This window comes from Limibacterium fermenti, assembly GCF_041902845.1.
Classification (GTDB): domain Bacteria; phylum Bacteroidota; class Bacteroidia; order Bacteroidales; family Dysgonomonadaceae; genus Limibacterium; species Limibacterium fermenti.
Genome location: NZ_CP159486.1, coordinates 2,432,757 through 2,455,102, shown reverse-complemented (window position 1 = coordinate 2,455,102; position 22,346 = coordinate 2,432,757). Strand labels below are relative to the sequence as shown.

Genomic DNA, 22,346 nt, shown 5'->3' with positions numbered 1-22,346 from the left:
CTTATTTATATGTACCGGTAGGCAATAGTGCTCAAGCCAAACATGCCGCCATGTTGGTATTGCATTCCACAGGAATTTCAGGTAAAGGAATTGTAGATGGACAGAGCCATTTACCGAATAGGGCAATAGCAAAAGAATTAGCGGAAAGAGGATATGTCGTTATAGCCCCAGATTATCCGGGTTTTGGAGAGCTGAAAGATTATGATTTTGAGAACGATCGTTATGAATCAGGGACAATGAAAGGAATTTTTGACCACATTCGGTGTGTTGATTTATTACAAAGTCTTAATTCGGTTGATCCCGAACGAATAGGTGTGATAGGACATTCTTTAGGAGGACATAATGCCATGTTTGTTGCGGCATTCGACGAGCGTTTAAAAGTCGTCGTATCAAGTTGCGGCTGGACGGAATTTGAGTATTATGATATGGGACAATCTGCCGAAGAAATCTATGGTGGAAAATTAGGCCCTTGGGCGCAAGATAAATATATGCCTTTATTACGAACAAAATATCAGTTGGATTCCAATAAAATACCGTTTAATTTCCATCAAATTATTATGTTAATTGCACCCCGAGTGTTCATTTCAAATTCTCCGTTACAGGATAAGAATTTTAATGTCGAGGGGGTAAGAGAGGGCATTCGTAAGGCTTCGGCTATATACGAATCGTTCGGTGTAAAGGAAAATCTGAAAGTATATTATCCCGATGCCGGACATGATTTCCCTTTTAATATAAGAAATGAAATTTATGAATCAATTGACCGGAAATTATGTAATATCCCCCTTTCAAAAAATGAATAACAATTTAAACAAATGACAAATAGAAGAGATTTTATTAAACAAATCGCAGGTGTCGGAATGATTGCAGCAATGCCGAATTCTATTTTTTCACAAGTAAAAAAAACGGACACTAAAAAAACGCTGATTTGGGCTAATTTACTCCACTTAAGTTATAATATGTGGGAAGATAATACTCCCGAAAAGTACAGGACTAAGACTTATCCAAGTAATGATTGCAAAGAGACGATGACTTGGGCGCAGCACTATCATCCGGAATTGACCTTTGATAAAAATGTTTGGGATCAGCTCTTGGAGAAAATGGTTGAAGTTGGAATGAATATGGTGGTTATTGATTTGGGAGATGGGGTAAGATATGACAGTCATCCTGAAATTGCCGTTAAAGGAGCTTGGACTCCTTCGCAGTTGAAAGAAGAAGTGAGAAGAATTAGAAGAATGGGATTGGAACCTATTCCCAAATTGAATTTTTCCACAGGACATAAAGCGTGGTTAGGTCCTTATCAGCGTATGATTTCTACCGAAAAATATTATACTGTCTGTAAAAACCTGATTGAGGAAGTCTGTCAAATATTCGATACTCCGCGTTTCTTTCATTTAGGAATGGATGAAGAAACGGCATGGCATCAGAAGACTCATGAGTATGTGGTAATCCGCCAAGGAGAATTGTGGTGGCATGACTTCTATTATCTTATTGATGTGGTACAAAAACAAAATGTACGCCCTTGGATTTGGTCTGATTATGGATGGGATCATCCGGATGACTTTTTCAGAAAAATGCCCAAATCGGTATTACAAAGTAATTGGTATTATGCCTCTCAATTCGAAAAAATAGATAATCCTATAAATGAAAAATATGTAAGATTATATGATAAGTTGGAAGCGCACGGCTTTGATCAGGTGCCAACCGGAAGTAACCTTCAGGATGATTATAATTTTGAAAAAACAGTAGCGTATTGTACGAAAATTGTCCATCCTGATAGACTTAAGGGGTTCATGCAAACGATTTGGAGACCGACATTACCTCCTTGCTTAAACAAACATCTTGAAGCTATTAATTTGGTCTCAAATGTACTGATAACTAGAAAATAAAGAGAACTTAGGTATAATAGTGGAGGATAAATATGGAGGTAAATAAAATGAATGATTGTATGTTACGATGATGATTTTGCCCGCATTGATTGAGGGCGCTAAATATTCAGGAATAAGAGTATTAGAATGATTGAAAAACAGTTTGATAAAAATGACGCTTTTTGAGGATATTGTTTCGCAAAAATAGTTTTCTTAAACTTATATTATGGGTTTCTTTGTAGAGAAGAAAGAATAAATATTTCTTATTTCATGGAAGTTGTTACAGTATGATTGTATGAAGCAGAGAGTATTTTTAATTAAGACGGTCATATAATTAATATTGTGAAGCAAAACGAAGAATGATTCGAAAAAAAATGAGGTAGTTAGACTTGTAAATTTATTTAATGGGGAAGGATAAGAGGATTAGTTAAATTATTTTTAGCCTGAAAATTATGTTAACGTAGAAATTAAAGTTGGTGAATATGATGATGATAAGTTACAATTAATCTAAATTAATTTAATATGAATGTTACTAAACAGTTTTTTATTTTTAAATTTTCATGCTGCATGAAAATCATAGTTGTTTTGATTCTTTTTGGTTCATCATCTGTTGCTTTTTCAAGCAATACTGATTACAATGAAATCAAAACGAATGCCGCTAATACAAGTGGAGTAGCTACTATCAATGATATACAGCAGAAAGTGAAAGTTACCGGAAGAGTAGTAGATCAAGACGGATTTCCTATGCCGGGAGTGATGGTTGCAGTAAAAGAAAGAAAGGGGGTGGGCGTAGCCACTGATTCGGAAGGAAAATATACCCTTGAATGTGATGCTAATGAAACTTTGGTTTTTTCTTTTATTGGTTTTACGAGTTTTGAAGAAAAGGCGAAATCTCTTAATGATGTAACGGTCACCTTGAAAGAAGATGTCGTGTCATTAGACGAGGTGCAAGTGGTTGCATTCGGCAAACAAAAGAAAGAAAGTGTCGTTGGTTCTATTACGACAATTACTCCCGGTGAATTAAGAGTCCCCAGTAGTAATCTTACCACTGCATTTGCAGGCCGGATGGCCGGGGTCATCGCTTATCAGCGATCGGGAGAACCGGGCTTGGATAATGCAGAGTTCTTCATTCGTGGCGTTACCAGTTTTAGTACGTCCGGTAAAAAAGATCCGTTGATCCTAATCGACGGAATTGAAATGGAATCCACGGATTTGGCACGCTTGAATGTGGATGATATCGCATCGTTTTCTGTTATGAAAGATGCTAATGCAGCTGCATTATATGGTGCGCGGGGAGCAAATGGAGTTATACTGGTCACAACTAAAGAAGGAGTGGCTGATAAAATTTCCGTGAATGTGCGAGCGGAATTATCCTCTTCTTCCAATACTGATTTGGTAGATTTGGCCGATCCCGTTACTTATATGAAACTTCACAATGAAGCGGTAAGAACACGTGATGCGATGGTGCCGCTTCCATATACTTCTTCCAAAATACATGAAACTGAATTGGGAACAGATCCTCTTAGGTATCCTTCGATAGATTGGTACGATTATTTGATTAAAGATCGGACTTTTAATCAACGGGTGAATATGAATATAACAGGAGGAGGAAAAGCCGTACAATATTATTTAGCCGCCAATTATCAACATGATAAAGGTATTATCAAAGAAAGCAAAGAAAATATGCTTAATAATAATATCGATCTAAACCGCCTTCAGATTCGTTCCAATGTTACTATTAAGTTTAGCCCGACCACAACGGGAACGGTGCGCGCTTACGGCTCATTTGACGATGAAACAGGACCTATATCCGGAAAGATAGACAATAAAGAGGTATCGGGTGGGGAATATGCTTTTTACCTGACGCGTAATTCTTCTCCGGTGCAGTTTCTGCCTTTCTACCCGAAAGACGAGGCGAATAAAGAAACGAACCATATTCTTTTCGGCATGGGGGATGAACTCGGTTCTTATATAAATCCGTATGCCGTGATTTCAAGTGGATACAAAGAGAAAAGCACATCCATGATGTTACTCCAATTAGAATTTGATCATAAATTTACCGGACCATTGGAAGGATTATCAGCCAAAGCAGTCTATAATGTGAAGCGAAATTCTTATTATGATTTTTCGCGTTCATATTCTCCTTTTTTCTATTCTCTGGCTACTACGCTTGATGGGTCGTATCAATTAAATCCGTTGAATCCCGATAGTGGAACCGAATACTTAAATTGGAATAATGGAAAAAGGACCGTTTATTCCACTCAATATGGGGAGATTCGGTTGGGGTATAACAGAACGTTTAACGAAGTGCATGATCTCAATGCATTGCTCGTAGGGACTATAAGAAATGAAGTTGGGGTTGAAAGGACCGATTTATCCAATAGCGAGCAATTGCAGGCAACATTGCCCCAACGAAATATTTCTACTGCCGGCAGGTTGGCTTACGGATATGATTCTCGTTATTTTCTGGAATTCAATTTTGGATATAATGGCAGCGAACGGTTTGCAAAGAAATATCGATTCGGATTTTTCCCTTCGGTCGGAGCCGGATGGATGGTGAGCAATGAAGGTTTTATGTCAGGTGTAAAAGATGTTATTTCTACCCTTAAATTAAAAGGCACGTATGGCGTAGTGGGAAACGATCAGATTGGAGATACTAATGATCGATTCTTCTATTTGTCACAAGTAAACATGTCCAGTGACGGGTATTGGTTCGGAACCAATAGGGAATATCGATCGGGAATATCGATCGATAGGTATCCCAATGATCAGATAACGTGGGAAATGGCTTATAAAAGCGATTTGGGCCTCGAACTCGGTTTGTTTAAAGATTTTACGATCTTGGCAGATTACTTCACAGAAACGCGTAAAAACATTCTCCAGGGCAGGGCTGATATTCCGACGACGATGGGATTGCGACAAACTCCTCAGGCGAATCTGGGGGTTGCACAAGGCAAAGGCTTCGAAATGGAATTGAAGTATCAGAAAAGTTTTAATAAAAACTTGTGGGCTCAAATGTATGGTAATTTTACTTATGCTACCAGTAAATATAAGGAGTATGAAGAGGCGGATTACAGCGATGTCCCGTGGAAATCGCACATTGGACGAAAAATAAAACAGTCATGGGGTTATGTAGCTGAAAGATTATTCATTGATGAAGAAGATGTTAATAATTCTCCTGAACAATTATTCGGAAAATACGGTGCCGGAGATATAAAATATAAAGATGTTAACAATAACGGTCAGATCGATTCGGACGACATGGTTCCCATTGGATATCCGACTGACCCCGAAATTATCTGGGGAACCGGATTTTCCTTAGGATATAAAGCTTTTGATCTTTCCTGCTTCTTCCAGGGATCCGCCCGTTCGTCGTTCTTTATCAACCCGTCTAAAATCACTCCTTTTACAAGTAACGGGCAAGGAGCCTTATTGCAGTATATTGCAGACGATCACTGGTCCGAAAGCAATCGCAATATTTATGCTTTTTGGCCCCGCTTATCAGAGTATGCTGTTTCAAACAATAACCAAACGAGCACATGGTGGTTGCGTGACGGCTCTTTTATTCGATTGAAATCGGCGGAGTTCGGATATACGTTGCCGGAAAAATGGACAAAAAAATTTCATGTATCTATGTTGCGTTTCTATGCAAGCGGTACAAACCTTTTCGTTTGGTCTAAATTTAAGATGTGGGATCCCGAGATGGCCGGTAACGGTTTGGGTTACCCCATTCAAAGAGTTCTCAACCTTGGAATAAATATCAATTTTTAATGTAGGAATAAAATGAAGAATTTAATAAAAATAGTAACAGCAACTTTATTCCTGATGGGGATGGTAAGTTGTGATTTTTTAGACGTGGTGCCTAAGGATACCCCAACGCTTGAGCATGTGTTTTCCAATCGATCGGTCACAGAGAAATTTTTAAGAACGTGTTATTCTCACTTGCCCGATCCCACCGATCCATTATATTATCCTACTTATTTCACCAGCAGGGATGAATTTGATTGGGGATTGGAAGAGAGAGCCGGCAGATCGGTGGCCGGACAAATAGCTAGCGGATATCAGAATACGAATGATCCTTATCAGAATTATTGGTCGGGACGGCAGGGAGGTGATAATCTATATACCGCTATTCGTGACTGCAATACTTTTTTGGAAAATATTTATACACCTCAAGATATTGAGGCTTCTGAAAGAGTGCGTTGGATAGCCGAAGTAAAATTCCTGAAAGCCTATTATCATTTCTTTTTGATGGAGTTATACGGCCCTATTGTATTGGCAAAGGATAATTTCCCTCTTGACGCTTCTGGTGAAACAGTGCGACTATATCGTGAGCCGGTAGATGAGTGTGTAGATTATATTGTGGAATTGTTGGACGAAGCAATATCCGATTTGCCCTTAACGCTTCCTGATCCTGCTTCGGAACAGGGGCGAATCTCACAGACCATTGCATTGGCCGTGAAAGCCAAAGTTTTGACATGGGCAGCAAGTCCCTTATTCAATGGAAATACCGATTATAAGGGATGGATCGATAGTCGTGGAAAACAATTAATATCCGATACTCCCGATCCTTCCAAATGGGAAAGAGCTGCTACAGCCATCAAAAATGCAATTGATACCTGTCATCTTGCGGGGCTTAAACTATATGACTTTAATAAATATGCAACGGCGAATTGTTATAATATGAACGATACGCTGGTTCAATTAATGACCATTAGAAAGGCGATTACGGAGGATGTAGAGAAAAATACAGGCGTAATATGGGCAACACAAGAAACTTTTGCCGGCGGAAAGGGAGGGTCCAATTCTTTAGGCTTTAGTGTTTTGGGTGATATGCTAAGGATGCTCTTCCCGTACTTGTATGCCCAAGATCAGAGGTCTTATGTTAATTACTATTATGCTTCATGGCACATGTCTGAACTATTTTATACCAATAACGGCGTGCCGATGGATGAAGATAAAAATTTTGATTATTCAGACAGGTATGGTTTACAAATGGCAACTCCAGGAGATAAACATGAATCGTATATTGCTACGGGAGAAACGACCGTAAAGATGCATTTTAACCGCGAACCCCGTTTTTATGCGGATTTGGGGTTTGACAGAGGTTATTTTGAATTGGCCACTACCACAAATAATGGGGGGGCTTCCTTCAATCCTTTTTTTAAAATGCGTCCAGGTGAAGTTAAAGGAGAGAATAAGATTGTAGGATATACTCCTAAAAAGATTATTCCATTTGAATCATCCTGTAGCCAAGGTGATGATAACAAAAGCTATACACCGTATGATTATCGATTCCCCTTGATTCGTTTGTCGGATTTGTATTTGCTTTATAGCGAAGCGTTGAATGAAGTGAAAGGGACGCCTGATGATGAGGTCTATTATTGGATCGATGAAGTCAGAAAGCATGCGGGATTGAAGGGTGTGGTAGAATCTTGGAGAAGTACATCTACTAATCCCAATAAGCCCTCAACTAAAAACGGAATGCGTGAAATTATCCAGAAAGAACGGTTGATTGAATTAGCTTTTGAAGGACAGCGCTTTTGGGACGTCCGCCGTTGGAAAATAGCTGATAAATATTGGACGCTTACGCCTACCAAATGGAGCGATTCAAAAGTCGCGGAAGAGTATTATGTTCCTGTAAAATATGCTCCGACACGGCAAGTTACATTTAAAGACTACTTGTATCCTTTAAGAAACTATGATATAAGGGTCAATACAAATTTGGTTCAAACCTATGGTTGGCAATAACCGGAATAATATATTAAAATAATGAAAATAATAAAAATAAGCTATATGAAAAAAGCAGGTAATGTTATAATGATAGCGTTGGCTCTCGGCTCATTGCTCTTTTTTGCCTGTAACGATGAGAATAAAGAGACGAAAGGGAAATGGAATCCCGGGCCGATAGAAGAGTACTCGATTACCCCGATTAACGGAGGGGCTACCATTACCTATACTATTCCGAATGATGAGGATATATTGTATGTAATGGCGGAATATGAACGAAACGGAAAAATATTTACCGATAAATCTTCCGTATATAAAAATTCACTCACTATTGAAGGATTTCATAACGTGGATAAGGTCCAAGCAAAAATCTATAAAGTGAACAGGCAAGAACAAAAATCAGAACCTCTTGCTGTGGAGTTCACACCATTGGAATCGCTTATTAGTATTGCTAAGAAATCATTAAAAGTGCAAGCGGCATTTGGTGGGGTTTTTGCTAAGTGGGATAATCCTGAGGCTACTGAACTTGGGATAAGACTGATGATGAAAGATACGATAGGAAACAGCGATAAGTTGATTACCGGCGAAATGTATTATTCAACGACTAAAAATGAAAAATATACTTTCAGAACCTATGATGCGGTGGAAACCGATTTCGCTATCGCTTTCGAAGACAAATGGGGAAATATATCGGATACGATAAGGTTTACGACTACGCCGCTTTTCGAAACGATGGTTCCTAAACCGTATGCCGATTTCCGTTCATCTATTCCATATGACAATACTACAAATTTAGGTCCTAATTTCCCATTCTCGAATTTATACGATAATAAAGTCAATACATCTGCTCATGGCTGGTTGACAACAAGCGGAAGTAGCGGCCTTTCCATTACATTCGACCTGAAACAGGTGGTTCAACTCAGCCGTATTGTGAGACATCCTTACCATATAAATTCTCTTTACGGGCAGGCAAATATTACAGATTTTGAAGCTTGGGGAATTGATAAAATCGATTACGATAAAATTGATGACAAATCTTATTGGCTGGATTCATTGAGTGTCCGGTGGGGCGCAATTAAGGGCGTTGACGCTACAACTGTCCTCCCTGATAAAACATTTAAAGACGATTGGACATATTTGGGAAGAAATACCGTTCCGGCCGGGCTCACTTCCACCGAACAAAACGCCCTGTCTGCAAGCGGAGTGGAAAGTGAAGTCCCCGTGGAGGCCAAACCGGTGCGGTATGTCCGGATTTTTGTCCGTGGCATTACCTTTATTACTCCGCCTCCTTCAACTAACTATTTCTCCAGCTCCGAGTTCACTTTTTATGGTGATACTAAGGTCCCACAGAATTAAAATTATAATCAGATGAAAAAAATGAATAAATTAATTTCAATAATGGTGAGCCTGCTGGCAATCCTCTTTTTTGCCATCTCTTGCGATGATATGAATGATATTCAAAAGGAATATGCAGAAAAAGGAGAGCAGGTTTATTTAGGGAAAGTGGATTCTCTTCAATCGTTCCCGGGATTTGAAAGGACCAAGATAGTCTGGTATATCGGTTCCGATCCGAAGATTGAGCAAACGATTATTTATTGGAATATGCGGAAAGATTCGGTTGTAAAAGATTTTGTCCGTACTACTTCGGGTATACAGAAAGATTCGATTGTTATTGAAAATCTGCCTGAAGGTTCGATGTCTTTTGAATTTCGGAATATCAACAGCAAAGGACAGACTTCTTTGTATTCTTCACTTACGGCGACTATGTGGGGTAAAGATTTTGCTGAGGGGTTAAATGCAAGAGAAATAGAATCTCGAAATTTCGATTACGAACAGTCGCGTTATGAATTGAATTTGTCTCTCACCTCTAAAGGGGATAGCGTAGTGTATTCGCAGATAGTTTACACGGATAGTAAAGGCACGGAAAGAACGATCAGGATTGAAAGAGAAACCAATAAGATTGAATTATCCGATTTTACCGATGGTATGGAATTTCGTTTTCGGACTGTATTCTTTCCTCCTCAAGGAATTGATACGGTTTACAACGAGTACGCGGTCTATAAAGCTCCTACAGCTGTGTTTGAAAAGGGAACAAAATTATCTCTCTTAGGAAATATACAAAGCAACTATTTTCAACGTGACGGAAAATATTTGTATGAATGGAATAAGGGCGGCGATTTGATTATATATGCTTTGCAGGAAGATGGTTCTTTTGCCTATACCGAAAAATATGAGGGTATAGTACCTCGGAATGTTTATAGGGATTTCTTTTTCTATGATGATGATAAATTTATAGCGATCAGCACGGATCATAAGGTTACGATGCATAAAATAACGAACGGTAAACTTGTTTCAGTCGGAAATGTTTTAGGCACAGGTTTTAATATGTCAAAATTCTTGCCTGCAAAAGGTTTCTTCTATTCTGTTGGCGACTATACGCTGAAAACTTGGTTCGCCAAAAATGATGCGACATGGGCAAGTTCAAACGGCTTAACAGTCGCGACGAATTTTAGATATGATCCTTGTGTGCTGTTTAATTTTAAGTATCTTATTGGAATAGATGCGAAAGGCTATTTGCATAGTATTCCTATTTCGACGACTGGTAGGCTTGGAAATGAGGATGCGATTGGTAGCGGTTGGAACCGATTTGTAAAAATAGTGAGTGTCGGAGAGAAATTATTGGGCCTCGATAATAACGGGGATTTCTATGAATTCGATTTTGATGCCACTAATTCCTATTGGGTTTTGGACAAGTGATCGATTACATTTTAATTATTCAAATAACTGTCCGCAACTTTCAAAAGTGGGCGGACGGTTATTTGTTTTTTTCAAGTATACGAATGAGTGGATGAATATATTCTGTAATGATGAAAAATAGTTTAGGATGGAAATAAAAAAAAGTGTTTTAGGACTGTCCATTTTTTTGTTTTGGCTAGTGGATGCGTAAATAAATTAAATAAGAATACCCCTTCGCCTCAAAATTCAGCTTTATCACAAGAGGTCTTTTCTCCTGAGAAAAATAGCTACAAGTTAGTTTGGGAGGATAATTTTGATGGTATTACTTTAGATACGACAAAATGGATACATCGTGGCACAGGTCCTCGTCGTATTGGTTATAATGACCCTTCTATGGTGAAAGTGAGTGATGGAGATTTATTATTAATGTACGATATCAAAAAAGATAGTATTATGGCAGGTGCTGTTGGTACGCAAGATACTTATCAAACGACTTATGGATATTTTGAATGTCGGGCGAGAATGCAGAAAAGTCAAGGTCCATGGGCCGCTTTTTGGTTGCAATCTCCTCAGATATCAAAAGGAGAAGATCCTGGAAAATTCGGTGCTGAAATTGACATATTTGAATATATGAAAGAGTATGGGGATACAATGACGCATGCTTTACATTGGGCGTATGGTCCCAATCAAAAATCTTCCGGTAGATTATTAAGTACTCTTGAGGGATTATCTGACGGATTTCATACATTTGGCTTGGAATGGACACCTGAAAAGTATATTATTTATATGGATGGATTAAAGTTCCATGAACGTACCGATGGTTTGTCTCATACAGATGAATACATGATTTTGAGTATGGAGATTCCTGCGACCTTAGAAAATTTAAAAAAGGCATGTGCGCCGGATACTTTCATTGTTGATTATGTAAGGGTCTATAAAAAATAATACCTTCTATAAAAAAAAGTATATGTTATGAGAAAAGTTTTTTTTGTTGTTTTAGTATCTTTATTATTAGTCAATTGTTCTCAATCTCGAAAGTTGCCTTCTAGTCATTTACAGTGGAAATTTAGTGATGATGGTTGGGTTTTAAAGAAAGAATTTGATAAAAACGAATATGAAAAATTCTTTGCGATCGGGACATGGCATGTACCGGGTTACGCTTTTACCGATTCTGTAGAAACAGATGAAAAGAGTTATGAAAATAATGCCTCGCTTTTTAAAAAGAAAACCGATCCTTTTAATATGGTCTTTATGACTCCTGGTTTCCAGAAAGACTACATGACTGATAAAATACATATTATCAATCCTTTTTCTCCTATTTTACATCATTATTTGGATAGCATTCCCGAATTGCCTAAGGGTAAAGATAAGGACTATTACCGTGTCCAGTATTTAAAAAAGGTTGTCAACACGGCTGATTTTGATCAATATCTTGATACCGAAATAAAAAAAGTGTTGCAAAATCTTCCGAATGAGCGATACCTGTTTTCCCATATTGATGAGATTGCTTTAGGCGGGGTAAGTCGATGGGCTATTCCCCCTTCAGTGGGAGCGAAATTCAATCAGAAGGTAAAAGAAAATGATAAAGATGCGCTTATTTTCGTGGATTTGTTAGGGCATTGTAGAGGCACTACTTATTTTTTCGAACAATCCTATCTTCGTAATCATGATGCTCTACCGGAAGAGCCTCCTTATGAATTGCTAAGCGAAAGTGCTCGTAAATGTGAAATTCCTTTATTGGGATTTTTTAAATCATATAATGATATGCCTGTTTATCAATTCGATAATGGGAAGTATGATTATGCGGATTATGGGTTTGAAACGTTAAAATCCAATTGGTATGAAAATGCTAAATTGATAGCACAGGACTATAAAGGATGTGGAGATGTATTCGGCATAAATGCTTTTTGGGATTTTTCGAATTATCCTGTTTTATCGGGAATAACAGTAGATGCCCTTCGTGCCGGATTAGGTGCAGATACTCCTATATGGATTTATTTTGATGGCAATGGGTATGCAAGGCCAGCAGGCGTATCTCCTGAAATGTATGTTGAGTTGGTTAAATGTCAAATTTATACGGCTGTTATTCATGGAGCTACGGGTATTTTATTTTGGAATGATTGGAGTAAAAAACCGGAAGTTTTTGATACTTTATTGCCGATGTTGAAAGAATTGAATAAAAATTTATCTGTTATAGAGTTGAAAACAGTTGATAAGAAGATTGATAATAATTTGCATATCTTGATTAAGCAAGACGAGAAAGGTCAAAAGTATATAATCGCAACGAATACAAGTAAAACGGATGAGTTGCAACTTATTATTCCCACTATTCAGAAAAAAGAGTTAGCTCCTTTGGAAGTTTTTATTTCCCCATTTCAATAATTTAGACAAAGATTGTATGGTATGGAGTTGTGAGTTTGTTCAATAAAATCATCAACTGTCGTTCAATAAAATGAAAAAAAATATTTATACTATTTTGTTTGTCTTATTAATAACTAAGACGCCCCTATTTTGCAATGAAGCAAATCCATATTATACTTTCTTGAAATCGGACACGTTATATATCGGGAATGATTTGATAGAAAGAAAATTTCTCTGGAATAATGGAAATTTGATCACGATTTCAATAGAAGATAAAAAGAGCCGGCAATTTTGGATCAATGAAAAACAAAATCCTGATTTTTTTATTCCACAACAAAATCAGACGGCTTCCGGCGGTAAATGGCAATCGAAAGAAGTTGAATCTAAGATAATGCCGAAGCATCTGGAAGTGATAATTGAATACACGCTCGATCAGTTACAAATCAAAAAAATATACCGTATATATATAAATTCTCCAGCTATCGCTTGCGATCTTTATCTGAAAGGAAAAGCGAAAGGGACATGGGTTGTTAAACAAAAAGAGCTTGCGGAAGTGGGATATATTGAATCCAGAAAGATCCTTTCCCAATATAACGAGATACCTGTGATGGATCAGGTTGTCTTAGGCGGCAAGCATTGGGGGATAGATGCGGTGGAATTTCTCGATATGTCCGATTATAATAACACGTTGGTGAAATCGTATAACACTCATTCGTACCATGAAAACGTCCACAGAGGCAATCTCCTGTTTTTTGAAAATAGAGAGTTGGATAAAGGTTTGTTTTTTTTGAAAGAAGCTGCCTGTTCTGCCACTCAACTTTCTTATCCGGGAGCTGACTTTATAACGAATTTCGGTCAAGTTAAAATAATCGGGTTAGGATTGACTGCCGCTGATCTCGATGAGGATGAATGGACGAAGGCTTATGGTTTTGTGGTGGGAACTTATAGCGGGGGAGAACTTCAGCGTTTAACCGCTTTACGCGAATATCAGAAGAATATTCGCAAACAACTTCCTGATCGGGATGAAATGATTGTAATGAATACGTGGGGAGATAGAGGTAGCTTAACCAGATTAACGGAAGATTTTTGCAAAAAACAGATAGATGTTTGTGCTCAGATGGGAATTACCCATTTTCAACTTGATTATGGATGGCAGGTGGGTAGTGATGGAGGTGCGTACCAAAATATATATCAAAAAAATCCAGACTTTTGGACCCCTAATAAAAAGTTGTTTCCTAATGGTTTGGATCCGATTGTGAAAAAAGGAAAAGAATCGGGAGTGGAAGTAGCTCTTTATTTAAATCCTTCGCTTTCCAATGATAATGAAGACTGGGAAAAGGATGCGGATGCCTTGATTAAAATGTACAAAGAATATGGAATAAAGATGGTCAAAATTGATGGGCAAAAGATGCCTAATAAATTGGCTGAAACAAGAACCCGCAAAATGTATGAAAAGGTTATGAGGGAAACCGATGAGAACATGTTCTTTAATCTGGATATTACGGCCGGTGTCAGAGGAGGCTATTTTGTGTTTACGGAATACGGAAATTTATTTTTGGAGAATAGGTACACCGAATGGGGAAATTATTATCCGTATAAAACATTGAGAAATCTGTGGATGCTGTCAAAATACATTCCTGCTGAGAAATTATTGATAGAATTTCCCAATAAATGGAAGAATCAGGATAAATATTCCGAAAATGATTCTTTTGCTCCAGCCAATGATTCTTTTGATTATCTATTTGCTACTACGATGGCCGCTCAACCGTTGGCATGGATGGATGTAGCGGACCTGCCTTCAGAAGCTTTAGCTACTCAGAAGCTGATCAAAAAATACCGAAGCGTTCAACATGATTTTCACAAGGGCGTTATTTTACCGATAGGAGAGGAACCTTCGGGAAAATCATGGACCGGTTTTCAATCCATAAATGGAGGAGAGGGCTATTTGCTTATTTTCAGGGAACAAGCATCCAATGATACGGAGAATATCGAAACATGGTTACCAAAAGGCTTAATGATAGAATTCACTCCTGTTGCAGGAGACGGAGTAAAGTTTAAGCAACAGGTTTCGGAAAACGGGACTATTTCCGTTCAACTTCCGGAAACGAACACCTTTGTTTTGTATAAATATGTACTAAATTAATTTTAAACAAATTGAATAATATGAATAATCGCCGAGATTTTATAAAGGAAACTCTATTGGGAGGGCTTGCTCTCGGAACTTTCGGATTGCCAAGTTATGGAAGCAACAGAATATACGAAGTAGCTCAGAAAAAGCAACCTATTCCCAAAAGGAAAGGAAAGTCCGTAATGGGATTAAAATGCGAACCGCTTCCGGTTGTTCGAATAGCCGTTATCGGTTTGGGAAGAGGCAATAGCGCTGTTTATCGTTTAGCAAGAATTGAAGGCGCTGAAATTGTGGCGTTGGACGATTTGGTTCCTGCCAGACTCGCTGCAGCTCAAAAGAATCTAAAAGATGCCGGTCGTCCCGAAGCGGTTGCTTATTCAAAGGAGGATGATTGGAAGAAAATTTGTGAACGGGATGACATTGATTTAATTTACAATGCAACGCCTTGGGATTTACATGTTCCTATCGCTGTGTACGCTATGAAGCATGGCAAACATGTCGCCATCGAGGTTCCGGCGGCCATGACTGTTGAGGATTGCTGGGCTTTAGTAGATACAGCCGAAGAAACGCAACGTCATTGTATGATGTTGGAGAACTGTTGTTATGATTTCTTCGAGTTGACCACCTTAAATATGGTTCGTCAAGGAGTATTCGGGGATATCTTCCATGGAGAATGCGCGTATATTCATGATCTGAGGAATCAATTGGATCGAAGCGATAATTACCACAATACATGGAGGGTCGATCATTATACCCGTCACACCGGAAATCCATATCCGACACACGGATTAGGCCCAATTGCTCATACGATGAATATCAATAGAGGGGATCGGTTCGATTATCTTACTTCCATGTCTTCCAATGAATACGGATTGACATTATATGCAGAGAATAAATATGGCAAAGATTCTCCGGAAGCAAAAGCAAATTATAAATTGGGCGATATGAATTGTACGATTGTTCGAACGGTTAACGGACGAACGATCTTAATCGAACATAATGTAATGAGTCCCTGTCCTTATGATCGCCTTCATAAGCTATTTGGAACAAAGGGATATGCCGTTAAGTATCCGGAACAAAGGATTGCATTGGATCCTAAAGCCCATGAATTTTTAAGTGAGGATGAATTCAAAGCGATCACGAAAAAATATGAACATCCTTTGTCGAAGTATATCGGTGAACAGGCTAAAAAAGTGGGAGGACATGGAGGAATGGACTATATCATGGATTGGAGACTGATTTATTGTTTAAGAAACGGGTTGCCCTTGGATCAGGATGTGTATGATGCAGCTACTTGGTCGAGTATTGTCGATTTAAGTGAAAAATCGGTACTTAATAGAAGCAATTCGGTAGATGTCCCCGATTTTACGAGGGGCGAGTGGCAAAAAGCTAAACCGTGGCCTATTATAGATATGGAGAAAGTATTGTTTTAAATTACCTTGTAATATGGAAGAAAGTAGAAGAAATTTTCTTAAAAAAGTAACGATCGGTGGTGTCGGATTGAGTTTGGGCTCGAATATATATGCTGAAGAATCTGTTTTTACTTCAACCGGAAAAGCTCCTCGCAGGAAAATGGGAGAAAAGCAATCTTTTAATATGTGCGGATATCGTGCTCCTAAGTTGGAAACCGTCAGAGTAGGATTTATAGGAATCGGCAATCGCGGATATTCCAATCTTAACCAAATGACTTTTTTGGAAGGCGCGCAGATAAAAGCGATTTGCGATATTGTGCAATTCCGTATCGATGAAGTTCAACAATTGCTTGTAAAAAGGAAATTGCCGAAAGCTCAGGTTTATACGGGGAGCGAGGAAGCATGGAAAGGAATGTGTGAAAATCCCGATATCGATTTGATCAGCATTGCTGTTCCGCGCGGACCTCTTCACGCACAGATATCGATTTATGCCATGAAGTGTGGTAAGCACGTTGCCGTAGAGGTTCCCGGCATATCAACCGTAGATGAAGCCTGGGAAGTCGTAGAAACTTCGGAACGCACAAAGAAACATTGTTATATGATGGAGAATTGTTGTTACGACTTCTTTGAGTTGTTGACATTGAATATGGCTCGACAAGGGTTTTTCGGAGAAGTGTTTCATGCAGATGCCGGCTATCTTCATCATCAGACGCTTTATGAAAAAACCAGGGACTTAAACATGTGGCGTCTGGAAGAAAGTCAGCATCATAACGGAAATGTCTATCCAACGCATGGGTTAGGCCCTGTTTGTCAAGTGATGGACATTAATAGAGGGGATAAATTGAATCACATGGTATCCATGTCTTCCGATGATTTCATTCTGGGCAAGAAAGTCGCGGAGCTTGCCCAAAGCGATCCGTTTTATAAAAAGTATGACACTCGTTCCTATAGGGGAAATATGAATACCTCTATTATCAGGACGGAAAAAGGAAAGGCCATCATGCTTCAGCATGATACGACGACTCCGAGAGTCTACTCCCGCATACATGGTCTAACCGGGACAAAAGGGTCTGTTCTAAAATATCCTTCACCCGGTAGAATCTCTTTGGGAGACAAATGGCTTAGTGATGAGGAGATGAAAAAAGCGGAAGTACAGTACATGCCTGAAATAGAAAAACGGATAGGCGAGATGGCCAAAAAAGTAGGAGGTCATGGCGGCATGGATTTTTTAATGACCTGGCGGTTGATTGACTGCTTGAGGAACGGACTTCCAATGGATATTGATGTGTATGATGCCGCTTCATGGAGTGTGGTTACTCCTTTAAGTCAATGGTCTATAGCCAATGGTTCAAAGCCTATCGATATTCCGGACTTTACGCGCGGAGCGTGGAAAAGCAACCGGCCGGTAGATATTTCTTTGTCGGAAGGGAATACCACAAGGGTAAGGAAATAACATGCAGTATGCATAGCAGAAGAAATTTTTTTAAAAAAATGACCTTAGGAATCATGGTCATGTATATGATGTCGTCGGCATTCTCTGTTGCAAATCATAATATGGAGAAAACAAAGAAATATGTAAAAATAGAAAAGCCTGCGAAAACAAATAAAATAAATAAATTTCCTATAAATTACAGATATGCCGGATGGCGAGGTGGTATAGGGGTTGCCTTTGGGCAACCGGCCGCCAATATTCCGGATATTACTGAACTCGGGCTTGATATTGTTTGGGGAGGGGAAGATCCCCAGCGCGCGGCCATGCTCGATATAGCCGTATTCCATTATTGGAATTCTGTGGTGGAAATTTCGCTGAAAGATCCGAACGGAAAATTTGATTTCAGCCAACTGAAAGATAAAGACCAAGCTGCAAAATTGGCATTTGATAAATTTGCGCAATTACGTTATGGTATTTCAGGGCTTTCACAATATGCAACGGTAAAATATACTCCGAAGGGAGCGTATGGAGATGTGTATGGAGAAATGGATTTGTCGTCGACTAATCCTCTTGCAAAAACAGTTGTATCCAGCCAATTGAAATCGTTGACAGAAAAAGGTCTTAAACATGGCGGTTTAGCATTAGATAATGCCGGTAAAGTCCCTGGATTTTTTTTGGAATATCTTCAAAAGACTTTACATCCGAAAGGTTTTGGCATTGCCACGAATGGTGGATTGGAAAATTTATATCATTATATTGATTTTTTTGGAAATGAGGGTTTCCAATTTTCTCAACGAACAATGAAAGATATGCGGGCAAAAGGATTCAATGGTATTCTTGGAGAGTTCGTTACACGTCATTTATCGTCGGGAGAATTAGAAAAATATCTGAAACATAAACAGTTTAATGGTATTGTATATTTTGGTTATACCGATGGACGGGATAGGGCTGCGGCTACTCATTATTCGTTCTTTCATTGCCGTCCCGATATTTATGATCATCAACGATGGATGCTGCGCAAAATATTGCCATTGAGTAAAGCCATGTTTGAAGCCGGACCTCAAAATAATTCATATGCCCATATTCTTCTCAATAAGAAAACAAGAGAAACAGAACGGACTAACAATCAAAAGAATCATATTGATGTCACGGGAAGGGTAATTGAGCCGAATGTGGTCGAATCAGACCCGAATGATTTATTTGAGGGAACCCTTTCCCTTGATGGCAGTATTAATAGATATGGTAACGACCTTAAAAAAGGAATTTATTTGTACATTAACTCAAATGAGTCTGGAATTATTGAATGGAATGCTGATAGTATGGGGGTGAAAGCGAATATGATTGTTTTTGACGAATTCTCGGAAACTACTTTAAAACACCAAAGAAAAGGCGATATAATCCGCTTCAAAACGTTGTCGGGTCCATCTTTAATTCAATTAGGAGATAAGAAGACTGTGTCGAGTAATATTTTTTCACGTATTTCTAAAATATTTGAGTCGCAATTATTACAACGACAAATGGATGAGAAATTTGGAATAGGATATTCGCAAAAGGCCATAACAATGCCCCCAATAGAAAATAATAATGCCTCTTTAGCCGATTTTGATAAACCTCTGAAACCGTGGGAACCATTTTGTCAAGGGTATATCATTGATTTGAAAACAAAAAAATCAGGAAGAGGCAGTTTACGTACGGATGGAAATATATACTCGGTTTATAACGGTCAGTGGACTTACTATAATCGTCAGGGCGCAGCGCAGTTTGTTACATTAAACCAATCTCAACCCGTTCCTTTGAGTCTCAAAGCATTTAGTAAATCAGTAAACGTGAAAAAATCAGAGTTGAAATCGATTACGGAAACAAACCGAAGGGATCATTTAGGCGAACGTTTAGGGTATTATTATGCCATGCATCTTTATCTTGATTATCAGGATGGAAATTGGCCGGAGATTCACACATTTGCCTTTTCTCCGGGAACACATGACTGGGAAGAAGGTGAAATTATAGTTGTTCCCAAAAAGGCCGTAAAAACAGCGATGGTTTTGATTGAATTTCATCAGCCGGAGGGCACCGCATGGTTTGATGATTTTAGCCTTACTGAAAAGACGGATCCTAAACGTAATCTTTTAGCGAGTGCGGATTTTGGAACCGATGATATTTTGTCGGATCAAGCGAATGCTCAGGAATATAACCGGAAAATTAAATGCTTGATGTCGAATATGGATAAAGTTCAAAATCATATTAATATTTTAGAATTAACGAAGTTGGAGGATGAAATTTCGGAGATTAAAAATTGGCTTCTTACTCAAGATGTTGCTAAAATGTATGGACGAGAGATGCGGGATCTTACGGATGCACAACATAAGTTACATATTTGTCGACAACTATTAGGAGAATGGATGAAATAATAAAATTAAAATGGCTTCGTAGAAAACTTCAGGATTTGTATGAAGATATAAATGAATATGAAAAAAGGATTATTACTTTTAGTTTTTGCCTCTTTATGTGGAGGATTATTTGCACAAAAATTTGATTTGGCAAAAACTCCGCCAATGGGTTGGAATAGTTGGAATAAGTTCGGTTGCCTGGTAAATGAGGAAGTCGTGATGAAAGCCGCAAAATCTATGGTTTCTAGCGGAATGCGGGAGGCTGGCTATGAATATATTGTAATTGATGATTGTTGGCAAATCTCCCGAGATGAAGAAGGGGAGATTGTCGTGGATACAATTCAATTTCCACATGGAATGAAATATTTAGCCGATTATATACATTCTTTGGGACTTAAGTTCGGAATTTATACATGTGCGGGACTTACTACTTGTCAAAAGCGACCGGGCTCTCGCGGTTATGAATTTCAAGATGCTCGCACCTATGCTCGGTGGGGCGTTGATTATTTAAAAGTTGATTGGTGCTATGCTACTCCCGGACAGAACTCGTTCGCCTCTTATTCTCTAATGCGAGATGCTTTATATGCAGCGGGTCGTCCGATTGTTTTAAGTATTTGTGAATGGGGGGAAACACAGCCTTGGACATGGGCAAAAGAGGTCGGGCACTTAGGGCGCACGACTGGAGATATTAGAGACAACTGGGATTCTATGATCAACATTGTTGATGCAGAAAAACCTCTTGCTAAATACGCTGAGCCCGGATATTGGAATGATCCCGACATGTTGGAAATAGGAAATGGAGGTATGACTACCAACGAGTATAAAACTCATTTTTCGATGTGGTGTATGTTGGCAGCTCCATTAATGGCTGGTAACGATTTATCGAACATGTCGGAAGAAACCATGTCTATTCTGACGAATGCGAACCTGATTGCTGTCAATCAAGATAAATTAGGGCAACAAGCTGTTTGTATCCGTGAAAGCGGGGGTTATGAAATATGGATCAAAAATTTGGTCAATAATGAAAAAGCTGCTTGTCTTTTAAACCGAAGCGATGAAGAAAAAGAAGTATTAGTGAATTTCAACAGATTGTTAAGGGTTAAAGGAGAAAGCGATCCTCGCTATCAATTGTATGAGGACTCTTATGAATTGACAGACTACAAAATTTTGGATTTATGGGAAAATAAAGAGTTCAAAATCACAGGAGATTATAGGATCATGATTAAGATTCCTCCTCATTCTGTAAAGGTTTACCGGTTTATAAAAAAGGGGAAATAGAGAGAGCGCACAAGATATGTGGAGAGGACGAGAATAGAATTTTCCTCTGGACATAAGGAATGAAGTTTAATGATTAATTGATTTGGCACAAAAAGTATTTTTATAAAACAAAGGAATGATGAAAAAGATTGCAATCGTATTATCCGTGTTTTTTATATTGTTTGCGAGTTGTATTTCGACAGAAAATCACAGAGATTACAGTAAACTCAGAAAGAATAATTTATTGAATATAAAAGGCACATACGCATCTCCCCCTCGATTGGAAAATGGCCGGGTGGATGTCCGTAAATTAGTGTATGAATTGAAAGATTTGAATGCAAATACTTATAATTGGTTGATTTGGAGCGGAGACAAAGATTGGGATGATCTCCAATTATTTCTACCGTTGGCAAAAAAGAATAAAATCGATGTTTGGGTTACCGTTGTTCCCTTTTCGGAAGCAAAACCAAGAACGAAGTGGTCGTCTGAACCTTTTGGTACCGATTACGTAAAATGGGCGCAAGAGATAGCGACTCTGAGTTTACAATATTCCAATATTAAAGCATTGAGCATTGATGATTTTGTGGCTTGGAATCTTCAGTTTTATACGCCGGAATATACGGCAGAGTTCGTAAATGCGATGCGAAAAATAAATCCCCACTTGGCTTTTGTTCCTTGCATTTATTATAATTCTACCAAAATAACCGATTATTCCAAAGATTATTTGCCTTATTTTGACGGTGTTTTATTTCCTTATAAGGCAGAATCTTCCGGAAAAGAAACATTAAACAGGTACGATCTCCTTGTCAATGAAATAGACAGTTTACGGAGAATGTTTAAAGATTTGCCTTTGATTATTGATATCTATTCGAGTGCCCATTCGAAAGCAGGTTCTTCGACCCCGTCCTATGTCTCAGAGATGATAAAATTATCGAGACAATATGGAAATGGCGTGTGTATTTATACTCATCCCGATCCGGTCAAAGGAAAAGAAAAATATGATGTTGTTAAAGAGGAATTTTCAAAATAAATAGAAAG

General features: G+C 38.5%; 14 protein-coding genes. All 14 read left to right on the top strand.

Going from position 1 to position 22,346, the window contains the following annotated elements; all coding sequences use genetic code 11:
- The first annotated feature begins 50 nt into the window (after positions 1–50).
- The 14 genes from ABNK31_RS10855 (at position 51) to ABNK31_RS10790 (ending at position 22,338) form a co-directional block, all read left to right on the top strand.
- Entirely contained in the window at positions 51–800 is a 750-nt protein-coding gene (locus tag ABNK31_RS10855; RefSeq protein WP_418892543.1) for an alpha/beta hydrolase, read from the top strand.
- 12 nt (positions 801–812) lie between these two features.
- Entirely contained in the window at positions 813–1,886 is a 1,074-nt protein-coding gene (locus ABNK31_RS10850; RefSeq protein WP_418892542.1) for a Tat pathway signal protein, read from the top strand.
- 546 nt (positions 1,887–2,432) lie between these two features.
- Positions 2,433–5,636: a SusC/RagA family TonB-linked outer membrane protein gene (locus ABNK31_RS10845; protein WP_418892541.1), complete on the top strand. Its 3,204-nt coding sequence runs from the start codon at positions 2,433–2,435 to the stop codon at positions 5,634–5,636.
- Positions 5,637–5,648: 12 nt separating this feature from the next.
- Complete coding sequence (locus tag ABNK31_RS10840; RefSeq protein WP_418892540.1) at positions 5,649–7,616, top strand: RagB/SusD family nutrient uptake outer membrane protein; 1,968 nt, start codon at positions 5,649–5,651, stop codon at positions 7,614–7,616.
- 45 nt (positions 7,617–7,661) lie between these two features.
- The gene (locus tag ABNK31_RS10835) at positions 7,662–8,951 is read left to right on the top strand and encodes a DUF4959 domain-containing protein (protein ID WP_418892539.1); all 1,290 of its coding nucleotides are present in this window, start codon (positions 7,662–7,664) and stop codon (positions 8,949–8,951) included.
- 21 nt (positions 8,952–8,972) lie between these two features.
- On the top strand, positions 8,973–10,352 hold the full coding sequence (locus ABNK31_RS10830) for a DUF4998 domain-containing protein (protein WP_418892538.1): 1,380 nt from the start codon (positions 8,973–8,975) through the stop codon (positions 10,350–10,352).
- Positions 10,353–10,523: 171 nt separating this feature from the next.
- Positions 10,524–11,276 (top strand): family 16 glycosylhydrolase, encoded by a 753-nt coding sequence (locus ABNK31_RS10825; RefSeq protein WP_418892537.1) that lies wholly within the window; start codon positions 10,524–10,526, stop codon positions 11,274–11,276.
- A gap of 27 nt (positions 11,277–11,303) precedes the next feature.
- A complete protein-coding gene (locus ABNK31_RS10820; RefSeq protein ID WP_418892536.1) occupies positions 11,304–12,713 on the top strand; it encodes a hypothetical protein in 1,410 nt (469 codons plus the stop codon).
- 229 nt (positions 12,714–12,942) lie between these two features.
- Positions 12,943–14,835: a glycoside hydrolase family 97 catalytic domain-containing protein gene (locus tag ABNK31_RS10815; protein ID WP_418892535.1), complete on the top strand. Its 1,893-nt coding sequence runs from the start codon at positions 12,943–12,945 to the stop codon at positions 14,833–14,835.
- Between the two features lie 20 nt (positions 14,836–14,855).
- A complete protein-coding gene (locus tag ABNK31_RS10810; protein WP_418892534.1) occupies positions 14,856–16,253 on the top strand; it encodes a Gfo/Idh/MocA family protein in 1,398 nt (465 codons plus the stop codon).
- A gap of 13 nt (positions 16,254–16,266) precedes the next feature.
- Positions 16,267–17,685: a Gfo/Idh/MocA family protein gene (locus ABNK31_RS10805; RefSeq protein WP_418892533.1), complete on the top strand. Its 1,419-nt coding sequence runs from the start codon at positions 16,267–16,269 to the stop codon at positions 17,683–17,685.
- A gap of 101 nt (positions 17,686–17,786) precedes the next feature.
- Positions 17,787–20,072, top strand: a complete 2,286-nt coding sequence (locus ABNK31_RS10800) for a hypothetical protein (protein WP_418892532.1) — start codon at positions 17,787–17,789, stop codon at positions 20,070–20,072.
- A gap of 57 nt (positions 20,073–20,129) precedes the next feature.
- Complete coding sequence (locus ABNK31_RS10795) at positions 20,130–21,329, top strand: glycoside hydrolase family 27 protein (protein WP_418892531.1); 1,200 nt, start codon at positions 20,130–20,132, stop codon at positions 21,327–21,329.
- Between the two features lie 115 nt (positions 21,330–21,444).
- The gene (locus ABNK31_RS10790; protein ID WP_418892530.1) at positions 21,445–22,338 is read left to right on the top strand and encodes a hypothetical protein; all 894 of its coding nucleotides are present in this window, start codon (positions 21,445–21,447) and stop codon (positions 22,336–22,338) included.
- The last annotated feature ends 8 nt before the right edge of the window (positions 22,339–22,346 follow it).

Coding starts and splice junctions, on each gene's coding strand:
- ABNK31_RS10800 (WP_418892532.1), top strand. CDS start 17,787: ATGGAGAAAACAAAGAAATATGTAAAAATAGAAAAGCCTGCGAAAACA.
- ABNK31_RS10845 (WP_418892541.1), top strand. CDS start 2,433: ATGAAAATCATAGTTGTTTTGATTCTTTTTGGTTCATCATCTGTTGCT.
- ABNK31_RS10820 (WP_418892536.1), top strand. CDS start 11,304: ATGAGAAAAGTTTTTTTTGTTGTTTTAGTATCTTTATTATTAGTCAAT.
- ABNK31_RS10810 (WP_418892534.1), top strand. CDS start 14,856: ATGAATAATCGCCGAGATTTTATAAAGGAAACTCTATTGGGAGGGCTT.
- ABNK31_RS10850 (WP_418892542.1), top strand. CDS start 813: ATGACAAATAGAAGAGATTTTATTAAACAAATCGCAGGTGTCGGAATG.
- ABNK31_RS10855 (WP_418892543.1), top strand. CDS start 51: ATGTTGGTATTGCATTCCACAGGAATTTCAGGTAAAGGAATTGTAGAT.
- ABNK31_RS10790 (WP_418892530.1), top strand. CDS start 21,445: ATGATGAAAAAGATTGCAATCGTATTATCCGTGTTTTTTATATTGTTT.
- ABNK31_RS10840 (WP_418892540.1), top strand. CDS start 5,649: ATGAAGAATTTAATAAAAATAGTAACAGCAACTTTATTCCTGATGGGG.
- ABNK31_RS10795 (WP_418892531.1), top strand. CDS start 20,130: ATGAAAAAAGGATTATTACTTTTAGTTTTTGCCTCTTTATGTGGAGGA.
- ABNK31_RS10805 (WP_418892533.1), top strand. CDS start 16,267: ATGGAAGAAAGTAGAAGAAATTTTCTTAAAAAAGTAACGATCGGTGGT.
- ABNK31_RS10835 (WP_418892539.1), top strand. CDS start 7,662: ATGAAAAAAGCAGGTAATGTTATAATGATAGCGTTGGCTCTCGGCTCA.
- ABNK31_RS10830 (WP_418892538.1), top strand. CDS start 8,973: ATGAATAAATTAATTTCAATAATGGTGAGCCTGCTGGCAATCCTCTTT.